This window comes from Rhodococcus sp. ABRD24 (assembly GCF_004328705.1).
Lineage (GTDB): Bacteria > Actinomycetota > Actinomycetes > Mycobacteriales > Mycobacteriaceae > Prescottella.
Window position 1 is genome coordinate 1,497,369 of sequence record NZ_CP035319.1, and the last position, 24,998, is coordinate 1,522,366.

Consider the following 24,998-nt stretch of genomic DNA (forward strand, 5'->3'; position numbering starts at 1 on the left):
CCACGCACAGGCGTCAGCCTGCGTGCTTCTGTACCAGGTCGCCCAGTCGAGGGAGCGCCTCGACCACGTGCTTCTTCGCGGACGGACGCAGGGTCGAGTAGACCTTCTTGATCGCGCCCTTGTCGGTGCCCTCGATGCGCTCGTCGGTGACGCCCAGCAGGGCGTCCGCGGCGGCATCGCTGCGCGCGGTCAGGAAGCCCGAGAAGCTGCCCTCTCCGCTGGTCACGAACTCCTGCCAGAACGGCTCGAGCCGCGCAACGAACGACGGAAGCAGACCCTCGACGGCGTCGGGAACGATCGACGGACCAACCTTCTTGACCGCCGAGTACCCGCCCTTGAGCGCCAGACCGGACGCACCCTTCTTGTCCGACACCTCGGCGTCGACGAGCGCCTGGACGTCCGCGAGGACCGCGGGCTTCCGTGCATCGTCCAACAGGGTTTCGTTCAGCGCTGCAACCACTTTGAATGCCTCCGTATCGATCGGTCCATTTCTGGCCGGGCACGACACTATACGAACGAGATGTCCCCACAGGTCACGAGCAGTTCGTGGCATCGGCGAAGCCGCGCGAACCACCAGTCGGCGCGTTCGGCCGGCGCCGCGAGGGCCTCGAGCCGGTCCGGGTCGGGGACGACGGGGCTCGCGTCCAGCATGCCGTCGGCCATCTCCCGTGGTGCCGCAACATCGGATTCGAACAGACCTCCCGTGCCGAGTCCACACGCGAGCTGCAGTCCCGGCAACGCGGCGGCCGCCGCCAGCCCGGCACCCATCCCGACGGCGGTATCGAGCGCACTCGACACCACGACGGGCACACCGTGGCCGGCGAGCTCGTCAGCCAACGCGAGCAGCCGGCGCATGCCGCCGAGCGGTGGAACCTTCACCACGGCGACGTCGGCGCCGCCCGCGCGGACCACCTTCAGTGGATCCTCGGCGCGGCGGATGCTCTCGTCGGCGGCGATCGGAACGCCAGGCAACTGTCGGCGGACCTCCACCAGTTCCGGCACGGTGGCACACGGCTGTTCGGCGTACTCGAGCGGGCCGTCGGCGGTCAGCGCGGCGAGCGCGCGGACCGCCTGCTCGACGGTCCAGCCACCGTTGGCGTCGACCCGCACATTCGGGATCAGCTCTCGAACCGCCGTCACCCGCGCGACATCCTGTGCAAGGGTCTGCCCCTTCTCCGCGACCTTCACCTTCGCGGTGCGCGCGCCCGGAAACCGCGCGAGGATCTCCGGCACCCGGTCCGGGTCGATCGCGGGGACGGTCGCATTGATCGGGACACGCTCGCGCAGCGGCGCCGGCGGGCCGAGCCACGCGGCCTCGATCCCGGCACGCAACCAGTGCGCGGCTTCGGCGTCGTCGTACTCGGGAAACGGCGCGAACTCGCCCCACCCGGCCGGGCCCTCGAGCAGCACTGCCTCGCGAGTGGCGATGCCGCGGAAGCGCACCCGCATGGGCAACGCCACCACGCGGGCACGTGACAGGATTTCGTCGCCGACCGGAAACATGGTCAGGGCTGGCCGGGCAGCAGCTGGACCATCAGCGCCTCACAGTCGGCGAGGACGACACCGTCCAGGTCGCGCAGCTCCGCCGTGCAGAAGATCTTGCGGCCCTCGACGCGGTCGACACGGCCCTCCACCACGAGCTCCGTCTCGAGCGGCGTGATCTTGCGGTAGTTGACGTGCAGGTACCCGGTGCGGGCGACAGGATGGCCGGACGCGTGGACGATCATGCCCAGCAGGTCGTCGAACAGCAGCGGCAGCGTGCCGCCGTGCGCCGCGCCGTTGCCGCCGCGGTGGTAAAGGCGGAACACACCGCGTGAACGCACCGACTCGGCGTCGACCTTCTCGAGCATCCACGGCAGCATCAACAGGCTGCCGCGGCCGGGCAGCTGCGGATTGAAGCCGGCCGGCGACCTGCCCTCGGGGACGCGATACGGCTCGAGCAGGTCACCAAGTGCCTCGGCGCGCTCGATTGCATCGTCGATGATGTCGTCGGGGATGTGGGTGGAGACCGCGAGATCCTGCAGCCGCCGCAGCGCCTCGACGAAGCGACCGAAGTCCGGCCCGGCCGGCACCGGCCGGAACACTGGGAACCCGCCGTGATGTTCGTGGACGTCGGCGTCGGACCGGCCGTCGGACTGTAGCTGCTGCTCGCTCATCTCTGCACCGTATCGCCGAGGGTTCCCCGGGACCTGCGCGAGGTGGCCTCCGACACACCTGGCGGTACGCATATCCTCGGATCCGTGACCTTCAATCCGCAGCTCTGGCGTCCCGTACCCGGTTTCGAGAACCTCACCGACATCACGTACCACCGTCATGTCACGCAGGGCATCGTCCGCATCGCGTTCGATCGCCCCGAGGTCCGGAACGCGTTCCGCCCGCACACCGTCGACGAGCTCTACCGCACGCTCGACCACGCACGCATGACATCCGATGTCGGCTGCGTGCTGCTCACCGGCAACGGCCCGAGCGAGAAGGACGGCGGCTGGGCGTTCTGCTCGGGCGGCGATCAGCGCATCCGCGGCCGCAGCGGCTACCAATACGCGTCCGGCGAGACCGCCGATACTGTCGACAAGGCCCGCGCCGGGCGCCTGCACATCCTCGAAGTGCAACGGCTGATCCGGTTCATGCCGAAGGTCGTGATCGCTCTGGTCAACGGCTGGGCCGCAGGCGGGGGGCACAGCCTGCATGTCGTGTGCGATCTGACGCTGGCCTCGCGCGAGCACGCCCGCTTCAAGCAGACCGATGCCGACGTGGGCAGCTTCGACGGCGGCTACGGCAGCGCGTACCTCGCGAAGATGGTGGGCCAGAAGTTCGCCCGCGAGATCTTCTTCCTCGGCGACACCTACACCGCCGAGGAGATGCACCACATGGGCGCGGTGAACAAGGTCGTCGACCACGACGAGCTCGAGAACGTCGCGATCGAGTGGGGCACCAAGATCAACGGCAAATCGCCGCAGGCGCAGCGCATGCTCAAATACGCGTTCAACCTGCAGGACGACGGACTGGTCGGCCAGCAGCTGTTCGCCGGCGAGGCCACCCGGATGGCGTACATGACCGACGAGGCCGTCGAGGGCCGGGACTCGTTCCTCGAGAAGCGCGACCCGGACTGGTCGCCGTACCCCTGGTACTTCTGAGCTGACGCTCCAGTTTTCGTCGTGCCGCGCCGCCGATCGCGGGCGCGGCACCGCCGATTGTGGAGCGACACGGGGTTGGAGTGCATCCCCGATCGGGTGTGCAATGGATAGATGGGCACCGAGCTTGCTCTCCCCCTGGACGACGTCGCACTGTCGGGAACGCTCACCGAACCGGACGACGCGAGCGGTCTGGTGATGTTCGCGCACGGCAGCGGCAGCAGCCGGTTCAGTCCGCGGAACCGGTTCGTTGCCGAGCACCTGCACGGCGCAGGTCTCGCCACCCTGCTGTTCGACCTGCTCACCCCCGACGAGGAGGGCGACCGCCGGCTGGTGTTCGACATCGAACTACTCGCGCACCGGCTCACGCAGGTCACCGAGCTACTACGGGACGGTATGCCGCCGATCGCCTACTTCGGTGCGAGCACCGGCGCCGCCGCGGCGTTGTGGGCTGCCGCCGAGCCCGGCGCAGACATCACGGCGGTGGTCTCCCGCGGTGGACGGCCAGACCTGGCCGCCGCCCGGCTCCCCGCGGTCCGCGCGCCGACGCTGCTGCTCGTCGGGTCGCTCGACACCACGGTGATCGAGCTCAACGAACTCGCCGCCGCACAGATGACGTGCGAGCACGAGCTACGAATCGTCCCCGGCGCCACACACCTCTTCGCCGAACCCGGCACACTCGAGATCGTCGCCGAACAGGCCCGCGAGTGGTTCATCGCGCACGGCGACGGCTGACACCGTGTGCAACCGCTCCGACGACCTGCGCCGGGTGGCCCGCGAGGACTTCGGCTGGGACCGGCTCAAACCCGGGCAGCTCGAGGCGATGGCGCCGCTACTCGCCGGCCGCGATGTCGTAGCGGCCATGCCGACCGGGTACGGCAAGTCGGCGATCTACCAGGTCACCGCGGCACTACGCGAAGGCATGACCTTGGTGATCTCCCCGCTGATCGCGCTCGAGCGCGATCAGGTGTCGGGCATCGAGTCGGCCGACGACGCGCCGATCGCGGTCGCCGTCAACTCCACGCTGGGCCGGCGCGCCACCGAGACGGCCTGGCGGACAGTGGAACAGGCCGGTGCCGAATACCTGTTCCTGTCCCCCGAGCAACTGGCCGACGAGAACACCCTCGCCCGCATCGATCGCTCCGGAGTCTCGCTGATCGTGGTGGATGAGGCGCACTGCATCAGCGCGTGGGGCCACGACTTCCGGCCCGACTACCTGCGCCTGGGCGCCGCGATCGAACGCTTGGGGCATCCTCCGGTGCTGGCGCTGACCGCGACGGCTTCGCCGCCGGTTCGGGAGGAGATCGTCACGCAGTTGCGGATGCGCGATCCCGTCCTGGTCGCGGGCGGCTTCGACCGACCAAACCTGCGGCTCGAGGTGCAGCGGTGCACCACCGCGAAGGACAAGCGCCGGGCATTGCTCGCGCGGATCCACACCGTGGACGGCACCGGGCTGGTGTACGTCGCGACCCGCCGTGCGACGCAGCAGTACGCGCAGTGGTTCACCGAGTCCGGTCTGCACGCAGCCGGATATCACGGCGGGATGCGGGCGGCCGAGCGTGCGCGGATCCACGAGGGCTTCTTGGATGACCGGTATGACGTCGTGGTGGCGACATCGGCGTTCGGGCTGGGCATCGACAAGCCCGGCGTCCGGTATGTGCTGCACGAGTCGGTGCCCGACTCGCTGGACGACTACTACCAGCAGATCGGCCGTGCGGGTCGCGACTCCGAACCCGCTCTGGCGGTGCTGTTCTATCGTCCGGAGGACCTGGCGCTGCGCACTTTCTTCGCGACCCGAAGACCTCACGAGGATGCGCTCCGGCGGATCTATCAGGCGGTCCCCTCGACCCCGATCCCCTTGCGCGAGTTGAGACCCCACGTCGATCTGCGGTCCCGAACGGTCACCAACGCGGTGAACCTGCTGGTACGGGCGGGCGCAGTGACGGATGGGCGCGCCGGGATCGCCACGACCGGGATGTCCGCCGAGTCCGCGGTCGCGGCGGCGGTGCGTGTCGCGACCGTCGACCAGCGCATCGACCGGTCCCGGGTAGAGATGATGCGCGGCTACGCCGAGACCCGTGGGTGCCGACGGCGATTCCTGCTCGAGTACTTCGGCGAGCATCCCGTCCACCCCGATCGGCCGTGCGGGAACTGCGACAATGACGACTCACCTGCCACCCCAGACATTTCCACCCGATCGGAGTTTCCGGTCGACACGCGGGTGCGGCACCGCGCGTGGGGCGACGGCGTGGTGATGCGAGTGGAACCGGATCGGATCACTGTCCTGTTCGACGAACAGGGCTATCGGATCCTCTCACTGGATGCGATCGGCGGCACCGGATTGCTGCAACGGGTCCCGTGAGGGGTATACCGACGCGATCGCCACGCCACGCCAGGCAGACTGGACCCATGACCGTCGACCGTCAGAAACCTGCGCCCGAACACCGCCGGCCGGATGGTGTCACCGACGAGACCATCGCCGCGGTCGGCAAGCTGTCGGAAGCGCTCGAGACCGTGGAGCAGGCACGGGGACATCTGTACGCGTTCCACCAACTGATGGGCCGGGCCGACCTCCAACTCGGCGAGTCGGTGGATCAGTTGATCGATGCGGGGCACGCCGCGTGCGCGGAGCGGTTGCAGACCGCGATGGTCGGGCGCAACGTACTCGAGGGACGGTGGTCGTTCCAAGTAGTGGAGGAGTTCGACGACGGCTACTGGTCGGAGTTCCGCGAACATGAGAAGGCGGTGCGCGACATCCTGCTCGGCGGGCGACGGCACCTGTTCGAGGCGCAGATGAAGGAAGAACGGCGTACCCGGGACCGGCCCGGACACGAGGCCAGGCCCGCGCAGGAGGGATGAGCGTGGAGATTCTCAGTAGCCGAACGATCCTGCGGCCGCGGGATTACGAGGTGACTCTGGCGTTCTACCGCGATCTCCTCGGGCTGGCGATCGCCCGCGAATACCCCGGCGGCACAGTGTTCTTCGCCGGTCAGGGACTGATCGAAGTGACCTCGCACGGCGCCAGCGAACTCGACGTCCGCTTCGCGGGCGCGCTGTGGATGCAGGTGCGCAACCTACCTGACGCACGGGACGAGCTGGTTCTCGCGGGTGTGCCGATCGTGCGTGAGGCCCGCGAGGAGCCGTGGGGCCTGCAGGAGATGTGGATAGCCGACCCGGACGACGTCCCGATCGTGCTGGTCCAGATCCCGGAGAACCATCCGATCCGACGGGATCTGCGCTGATCCACACGAGGCCGGTCGCTCCCGAAAAAGTGACTGTTCACACACCCATGTGACCGTCGCGCGAGGTGATCGGGGAACGAGGACCGGTTCATCACGCGTTCACGAGATGCTCGCTGTACTTTTACGCGTTCGATACGCACAATTCGCATGTGACCGCAGAGCTCGTCGTCCTCTTGGTAGTGGTCGTCACTGCCCTCGCTTTCGATTTCACGAACGGCTTCCACGACACCGGAAACGCGATGGCCACATCCATCGCCACCGGCGCGCTTCGACCGAAGGTCGCAGTGGCACTGTCGGCGGCCCTCAATCTGGTCGGCGCTTTCCTGTCTGTCGAAGTCGCCGCGACCGTCGCCAAAGGCGTGGTCAACCTCGGTACGGTCGGCGGCGAGGACCTCCTGCTCATAGTGTTCGCGGGTCTCGTCGGCGGCATCCTCTGGAACCTCACCACGTGGCTGTTCGGGATGCCGTCGAGTTCGTCCCATGCACTCTTCGGCGGCCTGATCGGTGCCGCCATCGCCTCGATCGGCATGAGCGGTGTCGAGTGGGGCGGAGTCCTGAGCAAGGTGATCGTGCCCGCGCTGCTGGCACCCGTCGTCGCCGCACTGGTGGCGGCCGTCGGCACGTGGCTGATCTACCGGATCACTCGGGCAGTCCCCGAAGAAACCCGCGGCCGCGGGTTCCGCATCGGCCAGGTCGGCTCGGCGTCCCTCGTCTCCCTCGCACACGGCACCAACGACGCCCAGAAGACGATGGGCGTGATCTTCCTGGCACTCGTCGCACACGGTTCGATCTCCGCGGATGCGGAAATGCCGTTCTGGGTCAAGCTCAGCTGCGCAATCGCGATTGCATTCGGCACCTACCTCGGCGGCTGGCGGATCATCCGCACGCTCGGCAAAGGCCTGGTCGAGATCGCGGCGCCTCAGGGCATGGCCGCCGAATCGGCGTCCGCCGCGATCATCCTCACGTCCAGCCACCTGGGTCTGCCCCTGTCGACAACGCATGTCGCGACCGGCTCGATCCTGGGCACCGGCCTGGGCCGCAAGGGTGCCGAGGTGCGCTGGGGTGTCGCCGGCCGGATGGCTGTCGCCTGGCTGATAACGCTGCCGTCCGCAGGCATTGCCGGTGCGATCTGCTGGGCACTGGCGCACGTGATCGGCGGCCTGCCCGGAGTTCTGGTGGTGTTCGCGCTGCTGATTGCCCTGTCCGGCTATATGTACATGCGCTCGCGCCGTGCGCCGATCGATCCGACCAACGTCAACGCCGAGTGGGAGGGTGGGCGGGCAACGCCCGCCGCCACCGACGCCGACGCCGACGCCGACGCCGACCACACCAGCGCGAACCACTGAGGGGAGGCGACCGATGAATCTTCTGACCCAAACCGCCAATTCGCTATGGCAGGTCGTCCTCGTGGGACTTCTGTTCGGCGCAGGGCTTCCGGCGATCTTCGCACTCGGGCTCAAGTCACTGTCCGCAGGCACTCACCCGGACGCCGAAGGGGCACCCCTGCCATCGGCTGCCGGGAAGCTCGGCGCGGCAGTGTGCTTCGCCGTCGTGCTGATTGCGATCATCGCTGGGATACTGATGTTGATGCAGGGCTTCCTCGAAAGCAGCTTCGGCATCCACGTCTTCTGAGTGGGGCAGCGCACAGAACCAGCTCCCCCGCTCCCCTCGTGAAAGTGACCGTATCCGTGATGAATGACACGCACCGCTCGGCGCACAAGAGCACGCTGCGCTCGGTACTCGACTGGCTCCGCGCCGGATATCCGGAGGGCGTTCCCGCCAAGGATCACTTCGCGCTGCTCGCCGTTCTCGGGCGCCGGCTCACCGACGAGGAGATCAGCCAGGTGGTCGAGCTGTCCATCGAGACGGCGCACGAACACCCGGACCGTCACGTCGACTACGACGCCCTCAAGAGCATCATCGCGGGCGTCATCCACGAGGAGCCGACCGCAGAGGACCTCGAACGGGTCACGGAACGCCTCGTGGCGGGTGGTTGGCCCGTTATCGCCGACGATCAGGAAGTGCCCGGCAGCCAGAGCTGACGGACCGAGTTCAGGAGCACCATTGAGCCTGCCTCCGTTTCTCTCGACGATCATCGACTGGCTGCGCGCCGGGTACCCCAACGGCGTCCCAGAACAGGACTACGTCCCCCTGCTCGCCCTGCTCACCCGCCGCCTGTCCGAGGACGAGGTCGACATCGTTGCCGCGGCTCTGATCGAGCACGGCGATCTACCGATCTCGAAGACCGACATCCAGGTGCTGATCACGAAGATCACCAACGAGATGCCACTCGAAACCGATGTGGATCGAGTGCGCTCCCACCTGTCCGCAGGTGGGTGGCCACTGGCCGGACCGCCCCGGACGTGACCTCGCCCGCGTGAAAGCATCGGGGTGTGAGCGCGCTCCTGAAGACCCTGCCGGTTCCCACCGGCGTTGCCGTCGCGTCGATCCTCCCCCTGCTCGAGGCCGCACTCGACGGTGCCGGCCCGCCGTTGTTGCCGGTACCGGAGCGCGACGACCGCGAGACCGCGCGGCTGTGTGAGGCGTTACGCCCCGGCGAGCCCATCGACGACATCCCCGAGGCCGGCGACGTCGCACTCGTCGTGGCGACGTCGGGGACGACGGGCATACCGAAGGGCGCGATGCTCACCGCCAGGGCGTTGCGGGCGAGCGGCGAATCCACCCACCGCCGCCTCGGCGGACCGGGCTCGTGGCTGCTCGCCCTGCCGGCCCACCACATCGCGGGCTTACAGGTGTTGATGCGCAGCATCCTCGCCGGAACGGCGCCGGTCGTCATGGATGTCGCCGGTGGGTTCGATCCGTCCGCCCTGCCGCCCGCAGTCGACGCGATGGACGGTCCGCGGCGCTACACATCGCTGGTGCCGACGCAGTTGGTCAAGGCCCTCGACCATCCTGCCGCGATGGAGGCGCTCGCGTCGCTCGACGCGGTGCTTCTCGGTGGTGCCGCAACACCGGCACCCCTGCTGCGGCGTGCCGTGGATTCGGGGCTGACGATTGTGCGGACCTACGGCATGAGCGAGACGTGCGGTGGTTGCGTGTACGACGGCGTCCCAATCGATGGTGCACGAGTGCGAATCGCGGCGGACTCGCGGGTGCTGCTCGGCGGCGAGATGCTTGCCGCCGGGTACCGCGGGCGGCCCGACCACCCCGCGTTTGCCGAGCCGGGCTGGTTCTGCACCGACGACGCCGGCACCCTCGACGCCGGAATCCTGACGATCCGGGGACGCCTGGACGAGGCCATCTCCACCGGTGGGCTCACTGTGGTGCCGCAGGTGGTCGAGGCGGTTCTCGCAGAGCATCCGGCCGTGCGTGAGTGCGCCGTGGTGGGCGTTCCCGACGAGCGCCTCGGCCAGCGCGTGGTAGCGGCGGTCGTCGCGACACCCGGAGCGCGCCCGACCCTCGTGGAGTTACGTGAACACGTAAGCGCCGCGCTCGATGTGACGGCGGCACCGAGGGAGCTACGCCTGGTCGATGCGCTGCCGCTCCGCGGGCCCGGAAAGATCGATCGACAGGCGCTACGCGAATCCTGGAGTTGAGGTCAGCGAGCCCGAAATATACCCAGATAGTTGAACAAACAATTGAACGCCCAACCAGTTTGTTCACCGAAACAATATCGTTATAGATTCGCGAATTTACTTACGCCACTGCAATTCTCGCTGATCAGAGACATTTCTCACCTGCCGCCCCGAGGATTCATCTCCCGCAATGCCACCTCGTTTTGGGATTCCGCGGGCTTCCTGTTGCGAGAAGTCCATTGAGCGCTGATGCTGTCGAAAGTGATCTTGGTTTCGGGGGACCGAGGGCCGCGATCACTTGTCCGCAGACTTGAATCGACAAGGGGTTGTACATGCATTTGCGTACTCGAAACATCCTCGCCCGCACCCTCGGTGGCGTCGCGCTGATCACGGCGTCGACACTCGCGGTTCCTGCGCTGGCGACGGCCGCACCGGCAGTCAAGGCACCCACGATCACCGCCAACTCCGTGGCAAACACGATCGCGGTCACCGTCAAGAACACCAATACCGATCGATCGATGAGCTGCGGCGCCTTCGCAATTCCCGAGTCGCGGACGTCGGAGCTACAGGCCGACCCGTCGAAGATCCTCGAACCCGGCTTCGCGATCTGGAAGACCGCAAAGGCAGACCGCGTGGCCGCCTCCAGCACCAAGTCGTACACAACGCCGAACCTCGACGGTGGGCTGTACGCCGTTTTCGGCGAGTGCACCTCGGCCTCCTCCCCGACCCCGGTGCTGAGCCAGCCGAAGGGCGTGAGCCTGCCCGAGGACGCGATGCTCGGCAGCCTGAAGAACGGCGGCCTCGAGAACATCATCGAGTTCGTCACCACAGGAAAGGTCGACGCGCTGATCTCGGCCCTCACCACCGGCTCGGCACAGCCGGCCGAGTAGCCACAGACTTCTCGACACCACACCGAATCGGGCGCGGTGGTGCGGGCACCAGTCGGGGATGCCTGCACCACCGCGCTTTTCTAGTACAAACGTCCACTTTTTCAACTTCCACTTGCCATAACCGCATTCACCGTCAATGCTGTCCGCAAGTGATCTTGGTCACGAGTTAGTTTGGTAGGCCCGCGCCGAGATCATCACTCCCCCATGCCCCGAAAGGTCCGACTATGCGCATCCGTACCACGACCCTTCTCTCGCGCGCAGCCGTCGGCAGCGCCGTTGCCGCTGCCGCCGTCCTAGCCGCTCCCGCGTTGGCCTCCGCCGCTCCGGCCGGACTCGAGCCACCAGTTTTGGTCACCGAAGTCGCGGGCAACGTCGTCAATGTGACGATCACCAACCCCAACCAGGACGAGACGAGTACCTGTGTCGCGGCAGCCATCGACTCCGCGAAGGTACCTGCGTTGACGGAAGATCCCACCAAGCTCCTGGAGCCGGGCTTCGTGGCGTGGAACAGTGTCCACGACGGTGCAACGGCGGGAACCACCAAGACTTACACCACCCCACCGCTTGCCGATGGCGCATACGCCTTCATCGGCGGGTGTGTTTCCATCCTCTCTCCGGATCCCGTGCTGGGCGAGCCACAACTCATCGGCATCGGTGAGACGTACGGCAGCGTCGGCATGCTGACGGGCAGCCTGGGCGACATAGACCTCGGCGGTCTGCTCGGCGCCATCGTCGCGTAACTGCAGGTTCTCCAGCGGGGCCGCAGCATGGCGCTGCGGCCCCGCTCCGTATCACGGTCGCATCCCTGATCTTCGACCGCGACATCGTCTGGGAACCCCTCGCGGTGCGCTCCCTCATGGGCGTCACCGGCCAGTACGCGTCGGCGGGGTGTCCCCCCACCCATCCTCGACGAGTGCGGCCGGACCGTGCGGCCACCCGATCCGGCCGAGGTGAAAGGATCGGCGCATGGCATCTGTCTCCCAGTGGATCGAGGGCGCACGCCCGCGCACCCTTCCCAATGCGATCGCACCGGTGTTCGCGGGTACCGGCGCGGCGGCGTCCCTCGGCGCCGCCGTGTGGTGGAAAGCACTGCTCGCGCTGGTGGTGTCGGTCGCGTTGATCGTGGGCGTCAACTTCGCGAACGACTACTCGGACGGCATCCGCGGCACCGACGACGAACGCGTCGGCCCGCTGCGCCTCGTCGGCTCGAAGCTGGCCTCGCCGGGTGCGGTCAAGGCCGCTGCGATCTGCTGCTTCGCCGTGGCCGCGGTCGCGGGCATCACCCTCGCGCTGGTCTCGGCGTGGTGGCTGATCCTGGTGGGCGCGGTGTGCATCCTCGGTGCGTGGTACTACACGGGCGGCAGGAACCCCTACGGCTACAGCGGTTTCGGCGAGATCGCGGTGTTCGTGTTCTTCGGTCTGGTCGCGGTGCTGGGCACCGAGTTCGTGCAAGCCGGCCGGGTCGATTGGGCGGGCCTGCTCGCCGCGATTGCGGTCGGCTCGTTCTCGAGCGCCGTCCTGGTCGCCAACAATCTGCGCGACATCCCCACCGACACCGAGTCCGGGAAGATCACCCTCGCAGTGAAACTGGGCGACACCCGGACCCGCATGCTGCACCTGGCGCTGCTGGTGGTGCCGTTCGTGGTGACGCTCGCGCTTCTGGCCCGCACGCCGTGGGCGCTGGTGGGTCTGATCGCACTCCCGCTCGCGATCAAGGCCAACGCACCCGTACGCAGCGGTGGCCGGGGCCCCGCGCTGATCCCTGCTCTCGCGGTCACCGGCATGTCGATGCTGGTGTGGGCCACGGCCACCGGACTGGCACTCGGGCTCGGCTGACCCGTTCTCAGCTATCCCTGCTCGGTGCGATGCCCGAGCACGTTGACGACGCGGCCGTCGGGGTCGAGCACGAAGAACCTCCGCACGCCCCACTCCTCGTCCTGCAACGGATGGACGATGGTCGCGCCACGCGCGACCATCGCCTCGTGGATCGCATCCACGTCGTCCACCTCGACGCTCATGTCGGGGTGCACCGGCGCGGTCGCATCGGCACCCATGAACGTGACCTGCGCAGTGGGGTTGGACGGCGACCCCATCGTCATCACCCACCCTTGGTTCATCACCTCGACGAATCCGAGTGCGCCGTAGAAGTTTCGGCTCTCGTCGAACGACCTCGATCGGATGTCCGGAACGACCCGACGAACGCTCATGTCACTTGTCGTCCGGAACCAGCGCGCTGAGCACGAAGTTCACGACCGAGATGATCAGGGCACCCCACACCGCGGTCCAGAAGCCGTCGACGCTCAAGCCCCAGTCGGTCTGCGAGCTGATCCACGACGTGAGCATGAGCATCAACGCGTTGATCACCAGAGTGAACAGGCCGAGCGTAAGTATGAGCAGCGGAAGTGAGAGCAACTGCACAATCGGCTTCACAAACGCATTCACCACCGTGAAAACCAGCGCGATACCGAGAATGATCAGGACGTCCGTGCCTGCTCCCTCGCCGGAGTCCGCAATCACCAGGCCGTTCACCCACTGCGACGCAAGCCAGATGGCGACCGCATTGATCACCAGGCGTATCAGAAATGTCATACGCACATGCTGGCACGAACCCCCGCGATGCGGACATCTCACGGGCGCCGGATGATGCTCGCGTTCAAACGCAGACGCTCGTGCAGCAGGTGCTCGATCAGCGATATCTCATCTTCCGAACAGTCGAGCAGGACCTTGACCTCGACATCCCGCTTGGTCAGATCCGCGGTGAGCGCAATCCCGACGATGCCGGCACCGGCCGCCGACCCCCGGAACACGTCGACGCCCTCGCCGTCGCTGGCCCCGATGTCCTCGAGATGCCCGTAGTCGACGGGATAGATCACCTCGGGGAAGCGCTGGTGCGCTGCGCCCCGGGGTCGATCGATCCGCAACGGGACGCGACGGACCAGCTGATCGAGTGCCGCGAAGAACGAGTCCATGACCTCAGACTGCCACGCCGACCGCACGTGCGGATCGAACTCGGCACGGTGCCCGATCCGGCCGCTTGAACCGAAAACCCAGACAATGTACCGTTCGGTATGGTTACCATCTGCTCATGATCGCGTTGCGCGACAACTGGCTGACTGCCTTCGCTGCCGCCACACTGCTCGTCGCGGTCACCCTTGTCGCCGGCCACTTCGCACTGGGCGACGACCCGTCGCTCGCCGCCGGACGCGAATACGGCGAGAGCCAGGCGCTGATGTACAACCAGATCAATGCGGGATACCCGACCGACGAACAACTCGAGCAGTGGTGTCACGAGGGCGCAGCCCTTTCCGCCAACATCCAGGTCTGGTATCGGGGTGGCGTCATCCAGGTCGGAGAACTCGACACTCCGAGTTTCACGGAGGGCTGCATCGAGGCCTACGGCGCGGCCACCCGCTGACTGCGCCCCGGGCCGTCAGCGCCGCGCGACAGCACCGTCGACGACAAGCTGCAGATCATCCGCGACGGTGCGCGCGATATCCATCGGTGTCGACGGCAGTTCGACGATCGGCGCCCCGACGAACACGCTCGCCGACCGGACGCCGTCCGGGCGATAACTGATCCCGATGCTCAGCAGCGCAGGAGGGGCGCCGAGCTTGCGAGCCTTCACGGCGATATGGCCGATACCGCTGTTGATCAGCTGCACGCGCGTCGGGTCGCCGTCATTGCAGGTCCCCTCCGGGAAGATCGCCAGTACGTCCCCTCGGCGCAGTCGCTCGGCGGAGATGTCCATCATCCGTCGTCCCGCCTCTGCTACCGCGCGAAGTCCGTGATTCTTGCTGCGGAACACCGGGATCGAACCCATCATGTCGACCTTGCGGCGGAGTCCAGGCTCGGCGAACAGCTCATCCTTGGCAAGCACCCGAGTGCGGCCGATCGCACGGCGCAGCGGAGTCTGCCACGCGGTCGCGGCGAGCGTGTACTGGTCACTGTCCGACAGGTGGTTCGCCGAGACGATCAGCCGCGTCCCCGACGCGAGCAGATCGCGCAGCTGTTCCCGAGCGCCTGCGGCGTATCGAATCCGCGGACGGTATCGCGCACTGAGCGCGGCATAGGCTGCGCGCGCGACAAGCCGGTTCTGCTGGTGATCGACGTAGTAGTCGTAGACCGCCTCGAAGTTGCCGAGGGCCACCTCGGGCCGCGTCGCACGCCCTTGCACCAGCCTGTTCAAATCGAGCCCGCCCATGCCGAGCCTCCGTTCCCGATCGCCTCATCCGGGTTCGACGGTACACAACTTACGGTTACGTAGGTTGTGTGGCATCCGAGCGGAGCTCCGCCCGGACGTTCGTGGAACGCGGCGACCAGCGCCGCGGGTGCAGACGTCTACCCGGATAGCGAGAATCGGCGCGCGTGAGGGTTCTCATGTCGGCACGGGCACCGACCTGTCGTAGCCTCGAAATCGACTGTCACACTTCTCACAACCCTGACACGCACTCTGAACGGGAGATCACCTCGATGCTGAACAAGACCGCCACCTCCGCTCTCGCCGCAGCCGGACTCGTAGGCGGATATGCCGTCGCACGTCAGACCGGCAACCGCCAGCTGGGCGGCGTGGTGCTCGCGGCAGTCGGCGGCGTGTGCACCTACAGCTGGGCCAAGAGTTCCGGCCCGGGCCGCGCCGCGGCACTCCTCGGCACCTATGTGGGGGCGTTCGGCGGCTCGCACCCGCTAGCGAAGAAGATCGGCGCGTGGCCGTCCGTCGCCGCCGTCGCCGCCGGCACCGCGATCGCCTCGCAGATCGTCGCCAAGCCCTCGCTCGAGAGCTGAGCTACGGCCCGCGTTGCGGGCCAACACGCACTATCCGGAGTCTTGTCGTTCAGCCGAGCGCCACGGGAAGTAGGCCGCGTGGAGTCTCCCGGGCGATCTGGTGCAACGCCGACCCCAGAGTTGGATACTGGAACTCGAAGCCGGTCTCTGCGAGCACAGCCGGGTCGACCCAACGGCTCTTGAGTACCAGTTCAGCCTCGGTGCGGATCACCCGTGCACCGAGTTCCAGCATCCAGCCGGGTGTCGGCAACCCTCGCCGCCGACCCAGCACCGCGCGCATCTCACGCATCATCTCGTCATTTGTGACAGGGAACGGCGCAGCGATGTTGACGGGGCCGGAGATGTCCTGGCGTTCGAAGACATGGGCGATCGCACGAACGACATCAGCAATGTGCACCCAACTGAACATCTGCCGACCGTCGCCCATTTTGCCGCCTAAGCCAAGGCGGGCCAGATTGATGACGGGGTTGATCGCCCCGCCGCCGGCTCCGAGCACGATCGACATCCGGAGCGCGACCTTCCGGATGGGTGTCGGTGCATCGCGTAGCTCCTGCTCCCAGGCTCGTGCGACAGCCACGGAGAATCCTTGGCCGAGTTCGCCGGTCGTCTCGTCCATCGGTCGATCACGCGCGTCGCGGTAGATCGTGCCGGTGCTGGCATTCGCCCACAGCGACGGCGGCTGCGGCGTGCGAGCCAGCGCGCGCCCGAGTAGGGCGGTGGTTTCCACCCGCGATGCGAAGATCTCATCGGCGTTGCGTTTGTTGTAACGGCAGCTCACCGAGCGGCCGGCGAGGTTGACGACCAGATCCGCACCGCTGAGAACATCGACGACGCCTTGTTCATCGGACCAGGTCGCATCACTCGAGTCGCGTCGGCCGATCGTCCGCACGGCGACCTGGTCCGCTTCGAGCGAGCGGCGGAGGTACTGCCCGATGTAGCCTGACGCTCCGCAAATGACGACGCTCTTCATGGTGCTCATCGCGTGGTGACCCCTTCTCGCGTACTGACATTGGTCATCAATCTGGCGAGATCGCTGACGATGCTCCGGGCAACTGGCAATCGGGCGAGCTTGACTGCCTTGGCAACCACAGGGGAAAGTCCGTCGACCAGCGCACGGGTGCGTACCTGCCCTGGAGACGAATCGGTGACCCAGTGCAACGTCACACCGAGATAGGTGAGCCACAGAAGCGTGGGAAACTGTTTCTCCAATGACAGCGGCGTCTTCTGCCGAGAGGCAATCAGAACATCGCGCATCAGATCGATTGCCATCGCTCGCGCGTCGGTCGACTCGACCGAGAACGGGCTGGATCGCGATGTGGTCGGTAGCGCACTCTGCAGGAATGTGCCGCCGAAGCCGTGATAGGGAGCCATGACATCGAGTCCGGCGTGCAGAACCGTTCTCAGGTTCTCCTCGAGTGAGCCGCCCTCACGCAGAAGCGGAAGCACCCGGTCGCGGTGATCGCGCTGAATCACCAGATACAGCTCATGAACGAGCTCGTCCTTGCTCGCGAAGTAGTAGTAGGCGTTACCGAGCGAAACGCCTGCCTCCCCAGCGATCCGGCGCATGGTCGTCGACTGGAAACCCTCGTCACGAAAGAGCCGCAAAGCGGTCTCCACCAGCTTCTCTCGGGTCTCGTTCCCACGATCGCCCACGACATCCCCCTCACTTGAACGTGTTCAACTTGAGGGTAGCCTCAGAGTTGAACACGTTCAAGTGCACGAACCGATGCACTTTCACGCTGTTCGAGAGTTACCGGACCGAAGGGCGCGCCTGGGTGTGGGCGACGGGTTCAGCGCCGCCGGTCGCGTACTGCCTGGTCGACATCGTCGACGGTGGTGCGCACGTCGAGCACCACGTCGCCGAATGGGCGCGCGACCGCGGACTGCCCGAGCTGACGCTCACGACATTCGTCGACGTTCCGTGGAACGGGCCGTACTACACACGGATCGGGTTCGAGATTCTGGCCACCGAAGATCTCGGCCCCGGGCTGCGGGCCGTCCGCGATCACGAGGCGACGCGCGGGCTCGATCGGTGGCCGCGCGTCGCCATGACCCGGCACGTCCCGATCAGGCCGTAGGTCCGGACCGGCCTACCCCGTCCAGCGCCCGGTGCGCGCGAACTCGTCGAGCACCGCCGCGGGACCGGTGAGATCGATTCCCTCCGACGCCACCCAGTCGTCGCTGAAGTACGTACCGGAGTAGCGCTCGCCACCGTCGCACAGCAGTGTCACGACGCTGCCGCTACGACCCGACGCGAGCATCTCGGCGACGAGCCCGAACGCACCCCACAGGTTGGTACCGGTGGAACCGCCCACCTTGCGCCCGAGCACGTCGCTGGCGTGCCGCATGGCCGCGACGGAACCGGCGTCAGGCACCTTGACCATGCGGTCGACTACCTGACCGACGAACGACGGCTCGACACGTGGCCGGCCGATGCCCTCGATGCGGGAGCCCCGCTCCGATGTGGACGTGATGGTGCAGTCGTCACAGCGCCACGCGTCGAAGAAGACGGAGTTCTCGGGGTCCACGACGCACAGTCCGGTGTCGAGCTTCCGGTACCGCAGGAACCGTCCGATCGTTGCCCCGGTGCCGCCGGTACCGGCACCGACGACGATCCATTCCGGGACCGGGTGATCCTCCTGCTGGAGCTGCGTGAAGATCGATTCCGCGATGTTGTTGTTGCCGCGCCAGTCGGTTGCCCGCTCCGCATGTGTGAACTGGTCCAAGTAGTGCCCACCGGTCTCGGCGGCCAGGCGTTGCGACTCGGCATAGATGCTCGACGGGTCGGTGACGAAGTGACAGCGGCCGCCCTGCGCCTCGATCAGCGCGATCTTGGCGGGGCTGGTGCTCGCCGGCATCACGGCGACGAACTCGAGGCCCAGCAGATTCGCGAAGTACGCCTCACTGACGGCCGTCGAACCGGACGACGCCTCGATCACCGTCGTGTTCTCGGTGACCCAGCCGTTGCAGATCGAGTACAGGAACAGCGAGCGCGCCAGGCGGTGCTTGAGACTGCCGGTGATGTGCGTCGACTCGTCCTTGAGGTACAGCTGGACGTTCCACGACGCCGGCAGCGGGTATCGCAGCAGGTGTGTGTCGGCGCTGCGCTGGGCGTCGGCCTCGATGAGGCGCACCGCGTTGTCGACCCAGGACCGTGAGCTCCTGCGGTCGAGAACGGTGGTCACCGGTTCTGGTCCTCGCCCCGAAGCTTGGCATGGAGGTCGGCCTTGTCCGAGCGACGCTGGGCGTCGATCGCCGTGATGGATTCGTTGACCCGACGCCGCAGCTTCGCGAACAGCACGAGCGAGAGCGGCAGTGCGATGAGGACCGCGAAGATCGCAGCGACGAGCAGCGGAATCTCGACGTCGAACAGTTTGGCGCCGCCGATGATGGCAACGGCGAGCACGACAACCAGCCCGAGTCGCGCCACCGAGTAGAGCGCGACATCGCGCGCGAGGCGCCCCTTCGTCACTCCATCGCTACTGGCCTGCTCGCGGGGCCGATCCGGACGATTCTGCGCTGCATCACTCACCACCTCAGCCTACCCATCACCGAGTTTGCGACCTGTGTGTGTCCCGATCCGACCGTCGTCCACCGCCGCGAAGACGAACGGCACCACGCCGGTCCCGGCTATGTCGGGACTGAACTCCTGAATCAGGTCGACTGACAACCGTGACGGGGTTCGAGTGGCCGCTTTCGAATCGGTGGCCGTTTTCGAATCGTTGACAACGGACAGACAGAACCACCATAAGGGGGTCCGACCCGACGCCGTCAGCGATTTCGGGGATCCGGTATGAAGACCTCGATTTGCCGCCCGACTCGCCCGTTTTGTCTATTACCTCCCCTTTACCAACTTTAGATCGTTCGAGTACCTGGGGGGTGTAGTGCCACGATGTCGGAGCCGGTCAACATTCCGACCGGTCCACGAATCCCCTGGCGGACCCTCGGGTCGGCCCCGAATTGTTGGAGGATCGATGAGCGCACCCACCTACAACGGCGCCAAGGAAGCCCTGCTGACCCCGGGCCAGGTTGCCGCACTGTTCCACGTCGACCCCAAGACCGTCACGCGCTGGGCGCACGCCGGCCGGCTCGGGTCCCTGCGCACCCCTGGCGGTCACCGACGGTTCCGGGAAGCCGAGGTGCTCGCGCTCCTCTCATCCCTGACCACCGAGGCGCACCACGCCTAGACGCCGATCGGCCGGCCGATACCCGACCGGCCCGGACACGGCTACCCTCGTATCAGGAGGTGCACCGTGATCTACCTATTGGCGTTGATCGGCCTGGTAACGCTCGCCGTGCTGTTCTGGAAGGCATTCGGGCCGACCGCGGCCACTGCCGCTCGGGGTCCTGGCAGTGGCGCGGGTGGTGGCCGCGGCAGCGTTCGCGGCCCGGACGACGATCCCGAGTTCCTGTGGCGCGTCGAACGCGACACCCACCGTCGGCAGTCCGACCATCGACCCGGTTCGGACACGCCCCCCGATCCAGAGGGCTAGAACCGGGCTGAGGAACAGGCGAACAGCAGAACAGAGACGGGTGCGCCCGGGCCGATCGGCCCGGGCGCACCCGTCTCTGCTCTGTTTCGACTTACCCGGTCTCGACTTGCGTGTCGATCAGGTCAGACCCGCATAGGAATGCAGGCCGGACACCACCATGTTGATGATGAACAGGTTGAACAGCATTGCCACGAAGCCCGCAATGTTGATCCAGGCCGCCTTGGTGTCCCGCCAGCCCGAGGTAGCCCGGGCGTGCAGGTACGCCGCGTAGATCACCCATGCGATGAACGAGACGGTCTCCTTGGGATCCCAGCCCCAGAACCGTCCCCATGCCGCCTCGGCCCAGATCGCACCGAGAATGATGCCGGCACCGAACAGCGGGAACGCGACGATCGTCGTCTTGTACGCGAGCCGGTCGAGGGTCTGTGCGTCGGGCAGACGCTGTGCAATCTTGCCGAAGGGCCCGGAACTCTCCTCGCCCATCGGGAACTTCATCCGGTACAGGAACAGCATGCTCGCAATACCGGAGACCATGAAGATGCCGCTGCCGACGCTGATGATCGTGACGTGGATGGGCAGCCAGAAGGACTTGAGTGCCGGAACCACCGGGGCCGCGTCGGCATACAGCACGGTGGCGGCGAGGAACATCAGGATCAGCACGGGCACCAGCAGGAACACCCACAGGTCCGCGGTCTTGCGGAGCACGACGATGCCCGCGATCATCGCAGCCGCGCACGCCATCGTGACGAACTCGTACATGTTGCCGAGCGGGAACCGCTCGGTGGCGAACCCGCGGAGCACGATCGACGCGACGTGCAGGACGACACCGACGATCAGCAGGGCATAACCCATGCCGCCGAGCTTTTCCGACCAGGTCTTACCGGGTGCTTCGACCACCCGGCCGGGCATCTGCGCGGTCGCCGCGACATCGACGCCGCCCGCGGCCACGAGTTCGCGCTCCTGTACGACCCGGGCCCGCATCGAGGCGTACCGCGCGATCAGCAGCACCGTCGCCAGGACGTAGACGGCAAACGCCGACTCGAACGACCAGTCGCTGTACTGAGCGAGTGTCTCGTTGATCGTCATGAATTCATCTCCTGCGCGTCGCGCGCTCGTGTTGTCCGCGATGACGTGGCGTCACCCAACAATCGGGTGCTCAACCGATCGAACTCGTCGCCCCATCCGGCCTGATCGGTCCGGGCGAGACCACCGAGCTCTACTACGGTACGTCGTTCATCCTCGGTCAATGTAGCCGACGCGGTGTCGGCATCCTTTCCTGGACCGTTCACCGGGTAGATCCGGACCCAGATGCGCCGGCGCTTGATGACGAGCGAGACCAGCAGTCCGCCCATCATGAACAGTGACGACACCAGCACCCATTGCTGGGCCGGATCGTGCGAGACCTGCAGGTTCACGAAGTCGACGGCACCGTCGAACCGCACCTGGGTACCGTCGGCGAGGGTCTTGCTCTCCCCGGGGAAGAGGTTGACGCGCTCCTGCTTGACCAGTCGGCCCTGGTTGATCATTTCCTTGTTCAGTGAGAACAGGGACTGCGGGTTACCCGTGTCCAGCCCGGTGTCGCCCTTGTAGATGTCGATCGCGACCGCCGGATCGTTCATCGCCGGGAAACTCGACGACAGCAGATTCCCGTGGAACAGGGCCGTCGGCGCGAACAGACCCTCGATCGCGATCTGGTTCTTACGCCGGTCGTCCTCGTTCGGGTACAGGCCGCCGGGCGGATCGAAGCGCATCGCGCCACTCGACAGGAACGTCGTCGCGTCGTCGGGCTGCCACTGTATGGTCTCCGTTCGCGTCTGACCGTTCGGGAACGTCACGGTGAAGGTCGGCGCGTAGCCGTGACCCTGCAGGTAGACGCGGTCCCCGGCGACGCGAAGCGGGTGATTGACCTTGAGCTGCGCGTCCTGCCATGTGTTCGTCTCGAGGTCGTCACCGGCCTGGTACGAAATGTTCGAGGTGAACATCTCGGCCTGACCGTTCTCGAGGTAGTCGGCCGTGAAGTCCTTGACCCGGATGCACAGCGGTTCCATACCGGTTCCGTCCCGCTCGTTGCCCGCCCGGAAGGAGTCGAACACCGCCGGCGACGTGGTGCACAGTCCCGCACCATTGTTCGCGATGACGATGACGTTGCCCTCGTAGCTGAACAGCTTGCCGACGGCGATCGCGACGAGCAGCGCCACGAGGGAGAGGTGGAAGACCAGGTTGCCGGCCTCCCGCAGGAAGCCCTTCTCCGCGGAAAGCGTGATCTCACCGGGGTGCTGCGCACGTTCGCCACCTTCTCGCTCGACGATGCGCCAGCCGCGGAGCTGGCGTCGGACCCGCTCGGCCATGGCCTTCGGGTCCTCGTCGACGGTCTCGCTGCGATGGTGCGGGAGCCGGCCGAGATTGCGCGGCGCGGCGACCGGCTTGGCCCGCAGCGCCTTCGCGTACTCCACGCAGCGCGGGACGATGCAGCCGACAAGCGAAACGAACAGCAGCACGTAGATCGCGGTGAACCAGAAGCTGCCGAACACGTCGAACAGCTCGAGCTTGTCCATGAGCGGCCCGAGAGTGGGCCGGGACGCGATGTAGGTGTTGACCTTGCCCTCATTGAGGCTGCGCTGCGGGAGCAGCGCGCCGGGAATCGCGGCAAGGGCGAGCAGGAAGAGCAGGACCAGGGCGGTCCGCATCGAGGTGAGGGCGCGCCAGGAGTTGCGACCGAGCGCGACGATCCGGCCGGGCAGCGACTGCCGCGGCGGACGGGGACTGTCTTGTGCCGTCATATCGGCAGGGTCACCTCCGAGATAAATGCGTCACGGACCCAGCCGACGAACTGGTCCCAGGCGCCGGTGACCAGCGCGATGCCGACCGCCACCAACATGATTCCGCCGAAGATCTGAATGGCTCGGCTGTTGCGGCGCAGCCAGCCGACGCCCCGCAGTGCGCGGGCGGATCCGAGTGCGACGAGCACGAACGGCAGGCCGAGCCCCAGGCAATACGCGACGATGAGTGCGACGCCGCGCGCCGCAGTCGCTCCGTCGGTGCCGGACGCGACCGAGATGACCCCGGCCAGCGTCGGCCCCAGGCACGGCGTCCAGCCGAGCGCGAACACCGCGCCGAGTAGCGGTGCGCCGGCAAGGCTCGAGATGCGGCGCGGCGCGAGACGGGTGTCCTTCTGCAACGCCGGGACGAGGCCGATGAAGACCAGGCCCATTGCGATCGTGACCACACCGCCGACACGCTGGAGCACCTCGCGGTTGATCGACAGCGCCTGGATCGCCCCGAAGACCGACGCCGTCGCGAGAACGAACACCACGGTGAACCCGGCGACGAACAGACCCGCGGCGCCGGCGACCCGCAGGCGACCGTCACGAATGGTCTTCGTCCGGGTCGCGGCCTCTGCCGAGGTGACCGCGGGCGCATCCGCGCCGACCACTCCCGCCAGGTACGAAAGGTAACCGGGGACGAGCGGTACGACGCACGGCGACGCAAACGACACGAGTCCGGCGAGTACACACGCGCCGAGCGCGAGCAGCAGCGGGCCAGTGGACGCAGTCGTCTGAAACGCATCGCCGACCCCGGCGAGCAGGATGATGTCGCCGGTCATCCCTGTTCCCGGGCGATGCGTTCGACCACAGGCTGGAGATCGTCTGCCAGTAGTTCCTTGAGATAGACCGCGGCGACGCGATGTTCACGGTCGAGCACGATCGTGGTCGGAATGACGCTGGTCGGGTAGTTCTCGCCGAGCGCGAGCAGCGAACGCATCGCCGGATCGTAGATCGACGGGTACGTCACCCGATTGTCGATCACGAAGTCCTGCGCCTTGTCCTTGGTGTGGTCGCGCACATTGATGCCGAGGAACTGGACGCCGAGGTCCTTGGTGTTCTCGTAGACCTTCTCGAGATCGTCGGCCTCTCCGCGGCACGGCCCACACCACTGGCCCCACACATTGAGCACAACCACCTGGTCCGGAAAATCCGACAGCGACGTCGTCTTGCCGTCGGTCATCAGGTCGGGCCCGGAAACGTTACCGATGGTGCCGCGGTCCGACGGCGGATCGTAGAACAGTTCGGTCTTGCCGCCGGGCGAGACGAACACGAACGTCCCACCCTGGGCGACGGCGTCGTCACCAGTGGCGCATCCGGCCACTGTCGCGGTGACGACGAGCGAACACGCCGCGGCCGCCAATCGCAGGGAAGGGAACTTCATGCGCCGGTCACCCTCGGGTCCGACGCACCGGCCGGCTCGGAGTAGACGATGTCCACGAGGGTGTCCCCCTCGTAAACCAGCGATGTCAGCGACGCGAGGCCACACTGACGGTTGCGCGGATCGTGCCACAGACGCTCACCCTGCAGGAACCGGCGCAGCGTCCACACCGGGAGCTGATGACTCACGCACACCGCCTCGTGACCTACAGCCGCGACGCGCGCGGCATTCACCGCGGCGAGCATGCGGTGTGCGATCTGCAGGTACGGCTCGCCCCACGACGGGGTGAACGGGTCGCGCAGTTTCCACCAGTGCCGCGGGCGGCGCAGCGCACCGTCGCCGACCGCCACCTTGAGGCCCTCGAACTCGTTACCGGCCTCGATGAGGTTGGCGTCGGTCGCGATCGTCAGCCCGTGCTTCTCCGCGATCGGTGCGGCGGTCTCCTGCGCGCGCTGGAGCGGGGACGCGACGACGTGGGTGATGTCGTGGGATGCCAGCACCGACGCCACCGACCGGGCCTGCGACTCGCCCGCCACCGAAAGCCGGAAATTCGGCAGACGTCCGTAGAGGATGCCGCTCGGGTTGTGCACCTCGCCGTGCCGGAGCACGTGCACGATGGTCCGGGTGTCGGAGTGGTCGGCGGCAGCGCTCGATTTGTCAGCGCCGGTCGGGGCGTCGGTCACGGTGGTGGTCCCTGCGTTCGGTGGTCAGGCGGTGTTGC

34 protein-coding genes are annotated in these 24,998 nt (G+C 66.8%); 18 read left to right on the forward strand and 16 right to left on the reverse strand.

The features are described 5' to 3' along the window. Positions 1 to 13: 13 nt before the first annotated feature. Genes ERC79_RS06620 through ERC79_RS06630 form a run of 3 tightly spaced genes read right to left on the reverse strand, consistent with a single transcriptional unit; the run spans position 14 to position 2,156 of the window. Positions 14 to 460 carry a hypothetical protein gene (locus ERC79_RS06620; RefSeq protein WP_131576774.1) on the reverse strand — a complete coding sequence of 149 codons (447 nt, stop codon included), beginning with the start codon at positions 458 to 460 and terminating at the stop codon, positions 14 to 16. Positions 461 to 507: 47 nt separating this feature from the next. Then, positions 508 to 1,503, reverse strand: a complete 996-nt coding sequence (locus tag ERC79_RS06625; RefSeq protein WP_131576776.1) for an o-succinylbenzoate synthase — start codon at positions 1,501 to 1,503, stop codon at positions 508 to 510. 2 nt (positions 1,504 to 1,505) lie between these two features. Continuing rightward, positions 1,506 to 2,156 carry a PaaI family thioesterase gene (locus ERC79_RS06630; protein ID WP_131576778.1) on the reverse strand — a complete coding sequence of 217 codons (651 nt, stop codon included), beginning with the start codon at positions 2,154 to 2,156 and terminating at the stop codon, positions 1,506 to 1,508. An 84-nt stretch (positions 2,157 to 2,240) separates the two neighbouring features. Between ERC79_RS06630 and ERC79_RS06635 the strand changes: the two genes are divergently transcribed. The 13 genes from ERC79_RS06635 (at position 2,241) to ERC79_RS06695 (ending at position 12,635) form a co-directional block, all read left to right on the forward strand. Further along, positions 2,241 to 3,134, forward strand: a complete 894-nt coding sequence (locus tag ERC79_RS06635; protein WP_131576780.1) for a 1,4-dihydroxy-2-naphthoyl-CoA synthase — start codon at positions 2,241 to 2,243, stop codon at positions 3,132 to 3,134. Between the two features lie 111 nt (positions 3,135 to 3,245). Further along, complete coding sequence (locus ERC79_RS06640) at positions 3,246 to 3,866, forward strand: alpha/beta family hydrolase (RefSeq protein ID WP_131576782.1); 621 nt, start codon at positions 3,246 to 3,248, stop codon at positions 3,864 to 3,866. A 4-nt stretch (positions 3,867 to 3,870) separates the two neighbouring features. After that, positions 3,871 to 5,493, forward strand: coding sequence for a RecQ family ATP-dependent DNA helicase (locus ERC79_RS06645; protein WP_242676758.1), 1,623 nt, complete (start codon positions 3,871 to 3,873; stop codon positions 5,491 to 5,493). 47 nt (positions 5,494 to 5,540) lie between these two features. After that, complete coding sequence (locus ERC79_RS06650; protein ID WP_131576784.1) at positions 5,541 to 5,990, forward strand: hypothetical protein; 450 nt, start codon at positions 5,541 to 5,543, stop codon at positions 5,988 to 5,990. A gap of 2 nt (positions 5,991 to 5,992) precedes the next feature. Beyond that, on the forward strand, positions 5,993 to 6,373 hold the full coding sequence (locus ERC79_RS06655; RefSeq protein WP_131576786.1) for a VOC family protein: 381 nt from the start codon (positions 5,993 to 5,995) through the stop codon (positions 6,371 to 6,373). Positions 6,374 to 6,522: 149 nt separating this feature from the next. Next, positions 6,523 to 7,719: an inorganic phosphate transporter gene (locus ERC79_RS06660; RefSeq protein WP_131576788.1), complete on the forward strand. Its 1,197-nt coding sequence runs from the start codon at positions 6,523 to 6,525 to the stop codon at positions 7,717 to 7,719. Positions 7,720 to 7,732: 13 nt separating this feature from the next. Then, complete coding sequence (locus ERC79_RS06665; RefSeq protein ID WP_131576790.1) at positions 7,733 to 8,005, forward strand: hypothetical protein; 273 nt, start codon at positions 7,733 to 7,735, stop codon at positions 8,003 to 8,005. 59 nt (positions 8,006 to 8,064) lie between these two features. Beyond that, positions 8,065 to 8,415, forward strand: coding sequence for a DUF3349 domain-containing protein (locus ERC79_RS06670; protein WP_131576792.1), 351 nt, complete (start codon positions 8,065 to 8,067; stop codon positions 8,413 to 8,415). Positions 8,416 to 8,437: 22 nt separating this feature from the next. Continuing rightward, positions 8,438 to 8,740: a DUF3349 domain-containing protein gene (locus ERC79_RS06675; protein WP_131576794.1), complete on the forward strand. Its 303-nt coding sequence runs from the start codon at positions 8,438 to 8,440 to the stop codon at positions 8,738 to 8,740. Positions 8,741 to 8,766: 26 nt separating this feature from the next. Beyond that, a complete protein-coding gene (menE, locus tag ERC79_RS06680) occupies positions 8,767 to 9,930 on the forward strand; it encodes an o-succinylbenzoate--CoA ligase (RefSeq protein WP_131576796.1) in 1,164 nt (387 codons plus the stop codon). A gap of 311 nt (positions 9,931 to 10,241) precedes the next feature. Continuing rightward, positions 10,242 to 10,799 (forward strand): hypothetical protein, encoded by a 558-nt coding sequence (locus ERC79_RS06685; RefSeq protein WP_131576798.1) that lies wholly within the window; start codon positions 10,242 to 10,244, stop codon positions 10,797 to 10,799. A 224-nt stretch (positions 10,800 to 11,023) separates the two neighbouring features. After that, positions 11,024 to 11,539 (forward strand): hypothetical protein, encoded by a 516-nt coding sequence (locus tag ERC79_RS06690; protein ID WP_131576800.1) that lies wholly within the window; start codon positions 11,024 to 11,026, stop codon positions 11,537 to 11,539. A gap of 226 nt (positions 11,540 to 11,765) precedes the next feature. Further along, positions 11,766 to 12,635, forward strand: a complete 870-nt coding sequence (locus ERC79_RS06695) for a 1,4-dihydroxy-2-naphthoate polyprenyltransferase (protein WP_131576802.1) — start codon at positions 11,766 to 11,768, stop codon at positions 12,633 to 12,635. A gap of 11 nt (positions 12,636 to 12,646) precedes the next feature. Here ERC79_RS06695 and ERC79_RS06700 read toward each other — a convergent pair whose 3' ends face one another. Genes ERC79_RS06700 through ERC79_RS06710 form a run of 3 tightly spaced genes read right to left on the reverse strand, consistent with a single transcriptional unit; the run spans position 12,647 to position 13,768 of the window. After that, positions 12,647 to 13,006, reverse strand: coding sequence for a VOC family protein (locus tag ERC79_RS06700; protein ID WP_131576804.1), 360 nt, complete (start codon positions 13,004 to 13,006; stop codon positions 12,647 to 12,649). Position 13,007: 1 nt separating this feature from the next. Next, entirely contained in the window at positions 13,008 to 13,388 is a 381-nt protein-coding gene (locus ERC79_RS06705) for a phage holin family protein (RefSeq protein ID WP_131576806.1), read from the reverse strand. Positions 13,389 to 13,426: 38 nt separating this feature from the next. Then, the gene (locus ERC79_RS06710) at positions 13,427 to 13,768 is read right to left on the reverse strand and encodes an inorganic pyrophosphatase (protein WP_131576808.1); all 342 of its coding nucleotides are present in this window, start codon (positions 13,766 to 13,768) and stop codon (positions 13,427 to 13,429) included. Positions 13,769 to 13,884: 116 nt separating this feature from the next. On the opposite strand from ERC79_RS06710, the gene ERC79_RS06715 reads away from it, so the two are divergent. After that, a complete protein-coding gene (locus ERC79_RS06715) occupies positions 13,885 to 14,214 on the forward strand; it encodes a succinate dehydrogenase (protein WP_131576810.1) in 330 nt (109 codons plus the stop codon). Between the two features lie 15 nt (positions 14,215 to 14,229). On the opposite strand, the gene ERC79_RS06720 is transcribed toward ERC79_RS06715, so the two are convergent. Next, the gene (locus ERC79_RS06720) at positions 14,230 to 15,000 is read right to left on the reverse strand and encodes a lysophospholipid acyltransferase family protein (RefSeq protein ID WP_131576812.1); all 771 of its coding nucleotides are present in this window, start codon (positions 14,998 to 15,000) and stop codon (positions 14,230 to 14,232) included. A gap of 269 nt (positions 15,001 to 15,269) precedes the next feature. Here ERC79_RS06720 and ERC79_RS06725 point away from each other — a divergent pair, with 269 nt between their 5' ends. After that, positions 15,270 to 15,581 carry a hypothetical protein gene (locus ERC79_RS06725; protein WP_131576814.1) on the forward strand — a complete coding sequence of 104 codons (312 nt, stop codon included), beginning with the start codon at positions 15,270 to 15,272 and terminating at the stop codon, positions 15,579 to 15,581. Positions 15,582 to 15,630: 49 nt separating this feature from the next. Here the strand turns inward: ERC79_RS06725 and ERC79_RS06730 are convergent, their stop codons facing one another. Both ERC79_RS06730 and ERC79_RS06735 read right to left on the reverse strand, forming a co-directional pair. Further along, positions 15,631 to 16,560 carry a TIGR01777 family oxidoreductase gene (locus tag ERC79_RS06730; protein ID WP_242676759.1) on the reverse strand — a complete coding sequence of 310 codons (930 nt, stop codon included), beginning with the start codon at positions 16,558 to 16,560 and terminating at the stop codon, positions 15,631 to 15,633. Further along, positions 16,557 to 17,234, reverse strand: coding sequence for a TetR family transcriptional regulator (locus ERC79_RS06735; protein WP_131576816.1), 678 nt, complete (start codon positions 17,232 to 17,234; stop codon positions 16,557 to 16,559). The genes ERC79_RS06730 and ERC79_RS06735 overlap by 4 nt, the downstream gene beginning before the upstream one ends. 47 nt (positions 17,235 to 17,281) lie before the next feature. Between ERC79_RS06735 and ERC79_RS06740 the strand changes: the two genes are divergently transcribed. Beyond that, positions 17,282 to 17,659 carry a GNAT family N-acetyltransferase gene (locus tag ERC79_RS06740; RefSeq protein ID WP_207390435.1) on the forward strand — a complete coding sequence of 126 codons (378 nt, stop codon included), beginning with the start codon at positions 17,282 to 17,284 and terminating at the stop codon, positions 17,657 to 17,659. A 12-nt stretch (positions 17,660 to 17,671) separates the two neighbouring features. On the opposite strand, the gene ERC79_RS06745 is transcribed toward ERC79_RS06740, so the two are convergent. Both ERC79_RS06745 and ERC79_RS06750 read right to left on the reverse strand, forming a co-directional pair. Further along, positions 17,672 to 18,766 (reverse strand): PLP-dependent cysteine synthase family protein, encoded by a 1,095-nt coding sequence (locus ERC79_RS06745; protein ID WP_131576818.1) that lies wholly within the window; start codon positions 18,764 to 18,766, stop codon positions 17,672 to 17,674. Further along, positions 18,763 to 19,113, reverse strand: a complete 351-nt coding sequence (locus ERC79_RS06750; protein WP_131576820.1) for a DUF4229 domain-containing protein — start codon at positions 19,111 to 19,113, stop codon at positions 18,763 to 18,765. The genes ERC79_RS06745 and ERC79_RS06750 overlap by 4 nt, the downstream gene beginning before the upstream one ends. A gap of 442 nt (positions 19,114 to 19,555) precedes the next feature. On the opposite strand from ERC79_RS06750, the gene ERC79_RS06755 reads away from it, so the two are divergent. Both ERC79_RS06755 and ERC79_RS06760 read left to right on the forward strand, forming a co-directional pair. Next, positions 19,556 to 19,768 carry a BldC family transcriptional regulator gene (locus tag ERC79_RS06755; protein ID WP_131576822.1) on the forward strand — a complete coding sequence of 71 codons (213 nt, stop codon included), beginning with the start codon at positions 19,556 to 19,558 and terminating at the stop codon, positions 19,766 to 19,768. 66 nt (positions 19,769 to 19,834) lie between these two features. Beyond that, on the forward strand, positions 19,835 to 20,074 hold the full coding sequence (locus ERC79_RS06760) for a hypothetical protein (RefSeq protein ID WP_131576824.1): 240 nt from the start codon (positions 19,835 to 19,837) through the stop codon (positions 20,072 to 20,074). Positions 20,075 to 20,191: 117 nt separating this feature from the next. Here ERC79_RS06760 and ccsB read toward each other — a convergent pair whose 3' ends face one another. From ccsB to ERC79_RS06785, 5 genes are read right to left on the reverse strand one after another with little or no spacing between them, the layout of a single operon-like run. Then, on the reverse strand, positions 20,192 to 21,160 hold the full coding sequence (gene ccsB, locus ERC79_RS06765) for a c-type cytochrome biogenesis protein CcsB (RefSeq protein ID WP_131576826.1): 969 nt from the start codon (positions 21,158 to 21,160) through the stop codon (positions 20,192 to 20,194). Then, positions 21,157 to 22,854, reverse strand: coding sequence for a cytochrome c biogenesis protein ResB (locus ERC79_RS06770; protein ID WP_131576828.1), 1,698 nt, complete (start codon positions 22,852 to 22,854; stop codon positions 21,157 to 21,159). The genes ccsB and ERC79_RS06770 overlap by 4 nt, the downstream gene beginning before the upstream one ends. Then, entirely contained in the window at positions 22,851 to 23,678 is an 828-nt protein-coding gene (locus ERC79_RS06775) for a cytochrome c biogenesis CcdA family protein (protein ID WP_131576830.1), read from the reverse strand. Before ERC79_RS06775 ends, ERC79_RS06770 begins: the two co-directional genes overlap by 4 nt. Beyond that, complete coding sequence (locus tag ERC79_RS06780; RefSeq protein ID WP_131576832.1) at positions 23,675 to 24,280, reverse strand: TlpA disulfide reductase family protein; 606 nt, start codon at positions 24,278 to 24,280, stop codon at positions 23,675 to 23,677. Before ERC79_RS06780 ends, ERC79_RS06775 begins: the two co-directional genes overlap by 4 nt. Next, complete coding sequence (locus ERC79_RS06785) at positions 24,277 to 24,960, reverse strand: histidine phosphatase family protein (RefSeq protein ID WP_131576833.1); 684 nt, start codon at positions 24,958 to 24,960, stop codon at positions 24,277 to 24,279. The genes ERC79_RS06780 and ERC79_RS06785 overlap by 4 nt, the downstream gene beginning before the upstream one ends. Positions 24,961 to 24,998 lie beyond the last annotated feature (38 nt).

Coding starts and splice junctions, on each gene's coding strand:
- ERC79_RS06625 (WP_131576776.1), bottom strand. CDS start 1,503: ATGTTTCCGGTCGGCGACGAAATCCTGTCACGTGCCCGCGTGGTGGCG.
- ERC79_RS06630 (WP_131576778.1), bottom strand. CDS start 2,156: ATGAGCGAGCAGCAGCTACAGTCCGACGGCCGGTCCGACGCCGACGTC.
- ERC79_RS06640 (WP_131576782.1), top strand. CDS start 3,246: ATGGGCACCGAGCTTGCTCTCCCCCTGGACGACGTCGCACTGTCGGGA.
- ERC79_RS06650 (WP_131576784.1), top strand. CDS start 5,541: ATGACCGTCGACCGTCAGAAACCTGCGCCCGAACACCGCCGGCCGGAT.
- ERC79_RS06665 (WP_131576790.1), top strand. CDS start 7,733: ATGAATCTTCTGACCCAAACCGCCAATTCGCTATGGCAGGTCGTCCTC.
- ERC79_RS06670 (WP_131576792.1), top strand. CDS start 8,065: ATGAATGACACGCACCGCTCGGCGCACAAGAGCACGCTGCGCTCGGTA.
- ERC79_RS06685 (WP_131576798.1), top strand. CDS start 10,242: ATGCATTTGCGTACTCGAAACATCCTCGCCCGCACCCTCGGTGGCGTC.
- ERC79_RS06690 (WP_131576800.1), top strand. CDS start 11,024: ATGCGCATCCGTACCACGACCCTTCTCTCGCGCGCAGCCGTCGGCAGC.
- ERC79_RS06695 (WP_131576802.1), top strand. CDS start 11,766: ATGGCATCTGTCTCCCAGTGGATCGAGGGCGCACGCCCGCGCACCCTT.
- ERC79_RS06700 (WP_131576804.1), bottom strand. CDS start 13,006: ATGAGCGTTCGTCGGGTCGTTCCGGACATCCGATCGAGGTCGTTCGAC.
- ERC79_RS06705 (WP_131576806.1), bottom strand. CDS start 13,388: ATGACATTTCTGATACGCCTGGTGATCAATGCGGTCGCCATCTGGCTT.
- ERC79_RS06710 (WP_131576808.1), bottom strand. CDS start 13,768: ATGGACTCGTTCTTCGCGGCACTCGATCAGCTGGTCCGTCGCGTCCCG.
- ERC79_RS06715 (WP_131576810.1), top strand. CDS start 13,885: ATGATCGCGTTGCGCGACAACTGGCTGACTGCCTTCGCTGCCGCCACA.
- ERC79_RS06720 (WP_131576812.1), bottom strand. CDS start 15,000: ATGGGCGGGCTCGATTTGAACAGGCTGGTGCAAGGGCGTGCGACGCGG.
- ERC79_RS06725 (WP_131576814.1), top strand. CDS start 15,270: ATGCTGAACAAGACCGCCACCTCCGCTCTCGCCGCAGCCGGACTCGTA.
- ERC79_RS06730 (WP_242676759.1), bottom strand. CDS start 16,560: ATGAGCACCATGAAGAGCGTCGTCATTTGCGGAGCGTCAGGCTACATC.
- ERC79_RS06755 (WP_131576822.1), top strand. CDS start 19,556: ATGAGCGCACCCACCTACAACGGCGCCAAGGAAGCCCTGCTGACCCCG.
- ccsB (WP_131576826.1), bottom strand. CDS start 21,160: ATGACGATCAACGAGACACTCGCTCAGTACAGCGACTGGTCGTTCGAG.
- ERC79_RS06770 (WP_131576828.1), bottom strand. CDS start 22,854: ATGACGGCACAAGACAGTCCCCGTCCGCCGCGGCAGTCGCTGCCCGGC.
- ERC79_RS06775 (WP_131576830.1), bottom strand. CDS start 23,678: ATGACCGGCGACATCATCCTGCTCGCCGGGGTCGGCGATGCGTTTCAG.
- ERC79_RS06780 (WP_131576832.1), bottom strand. CDS start 24,280: ATGAAGTTCCCTTCCCTGCGATTGGCGGCCGCGGCGTGTTCGCTCGTC.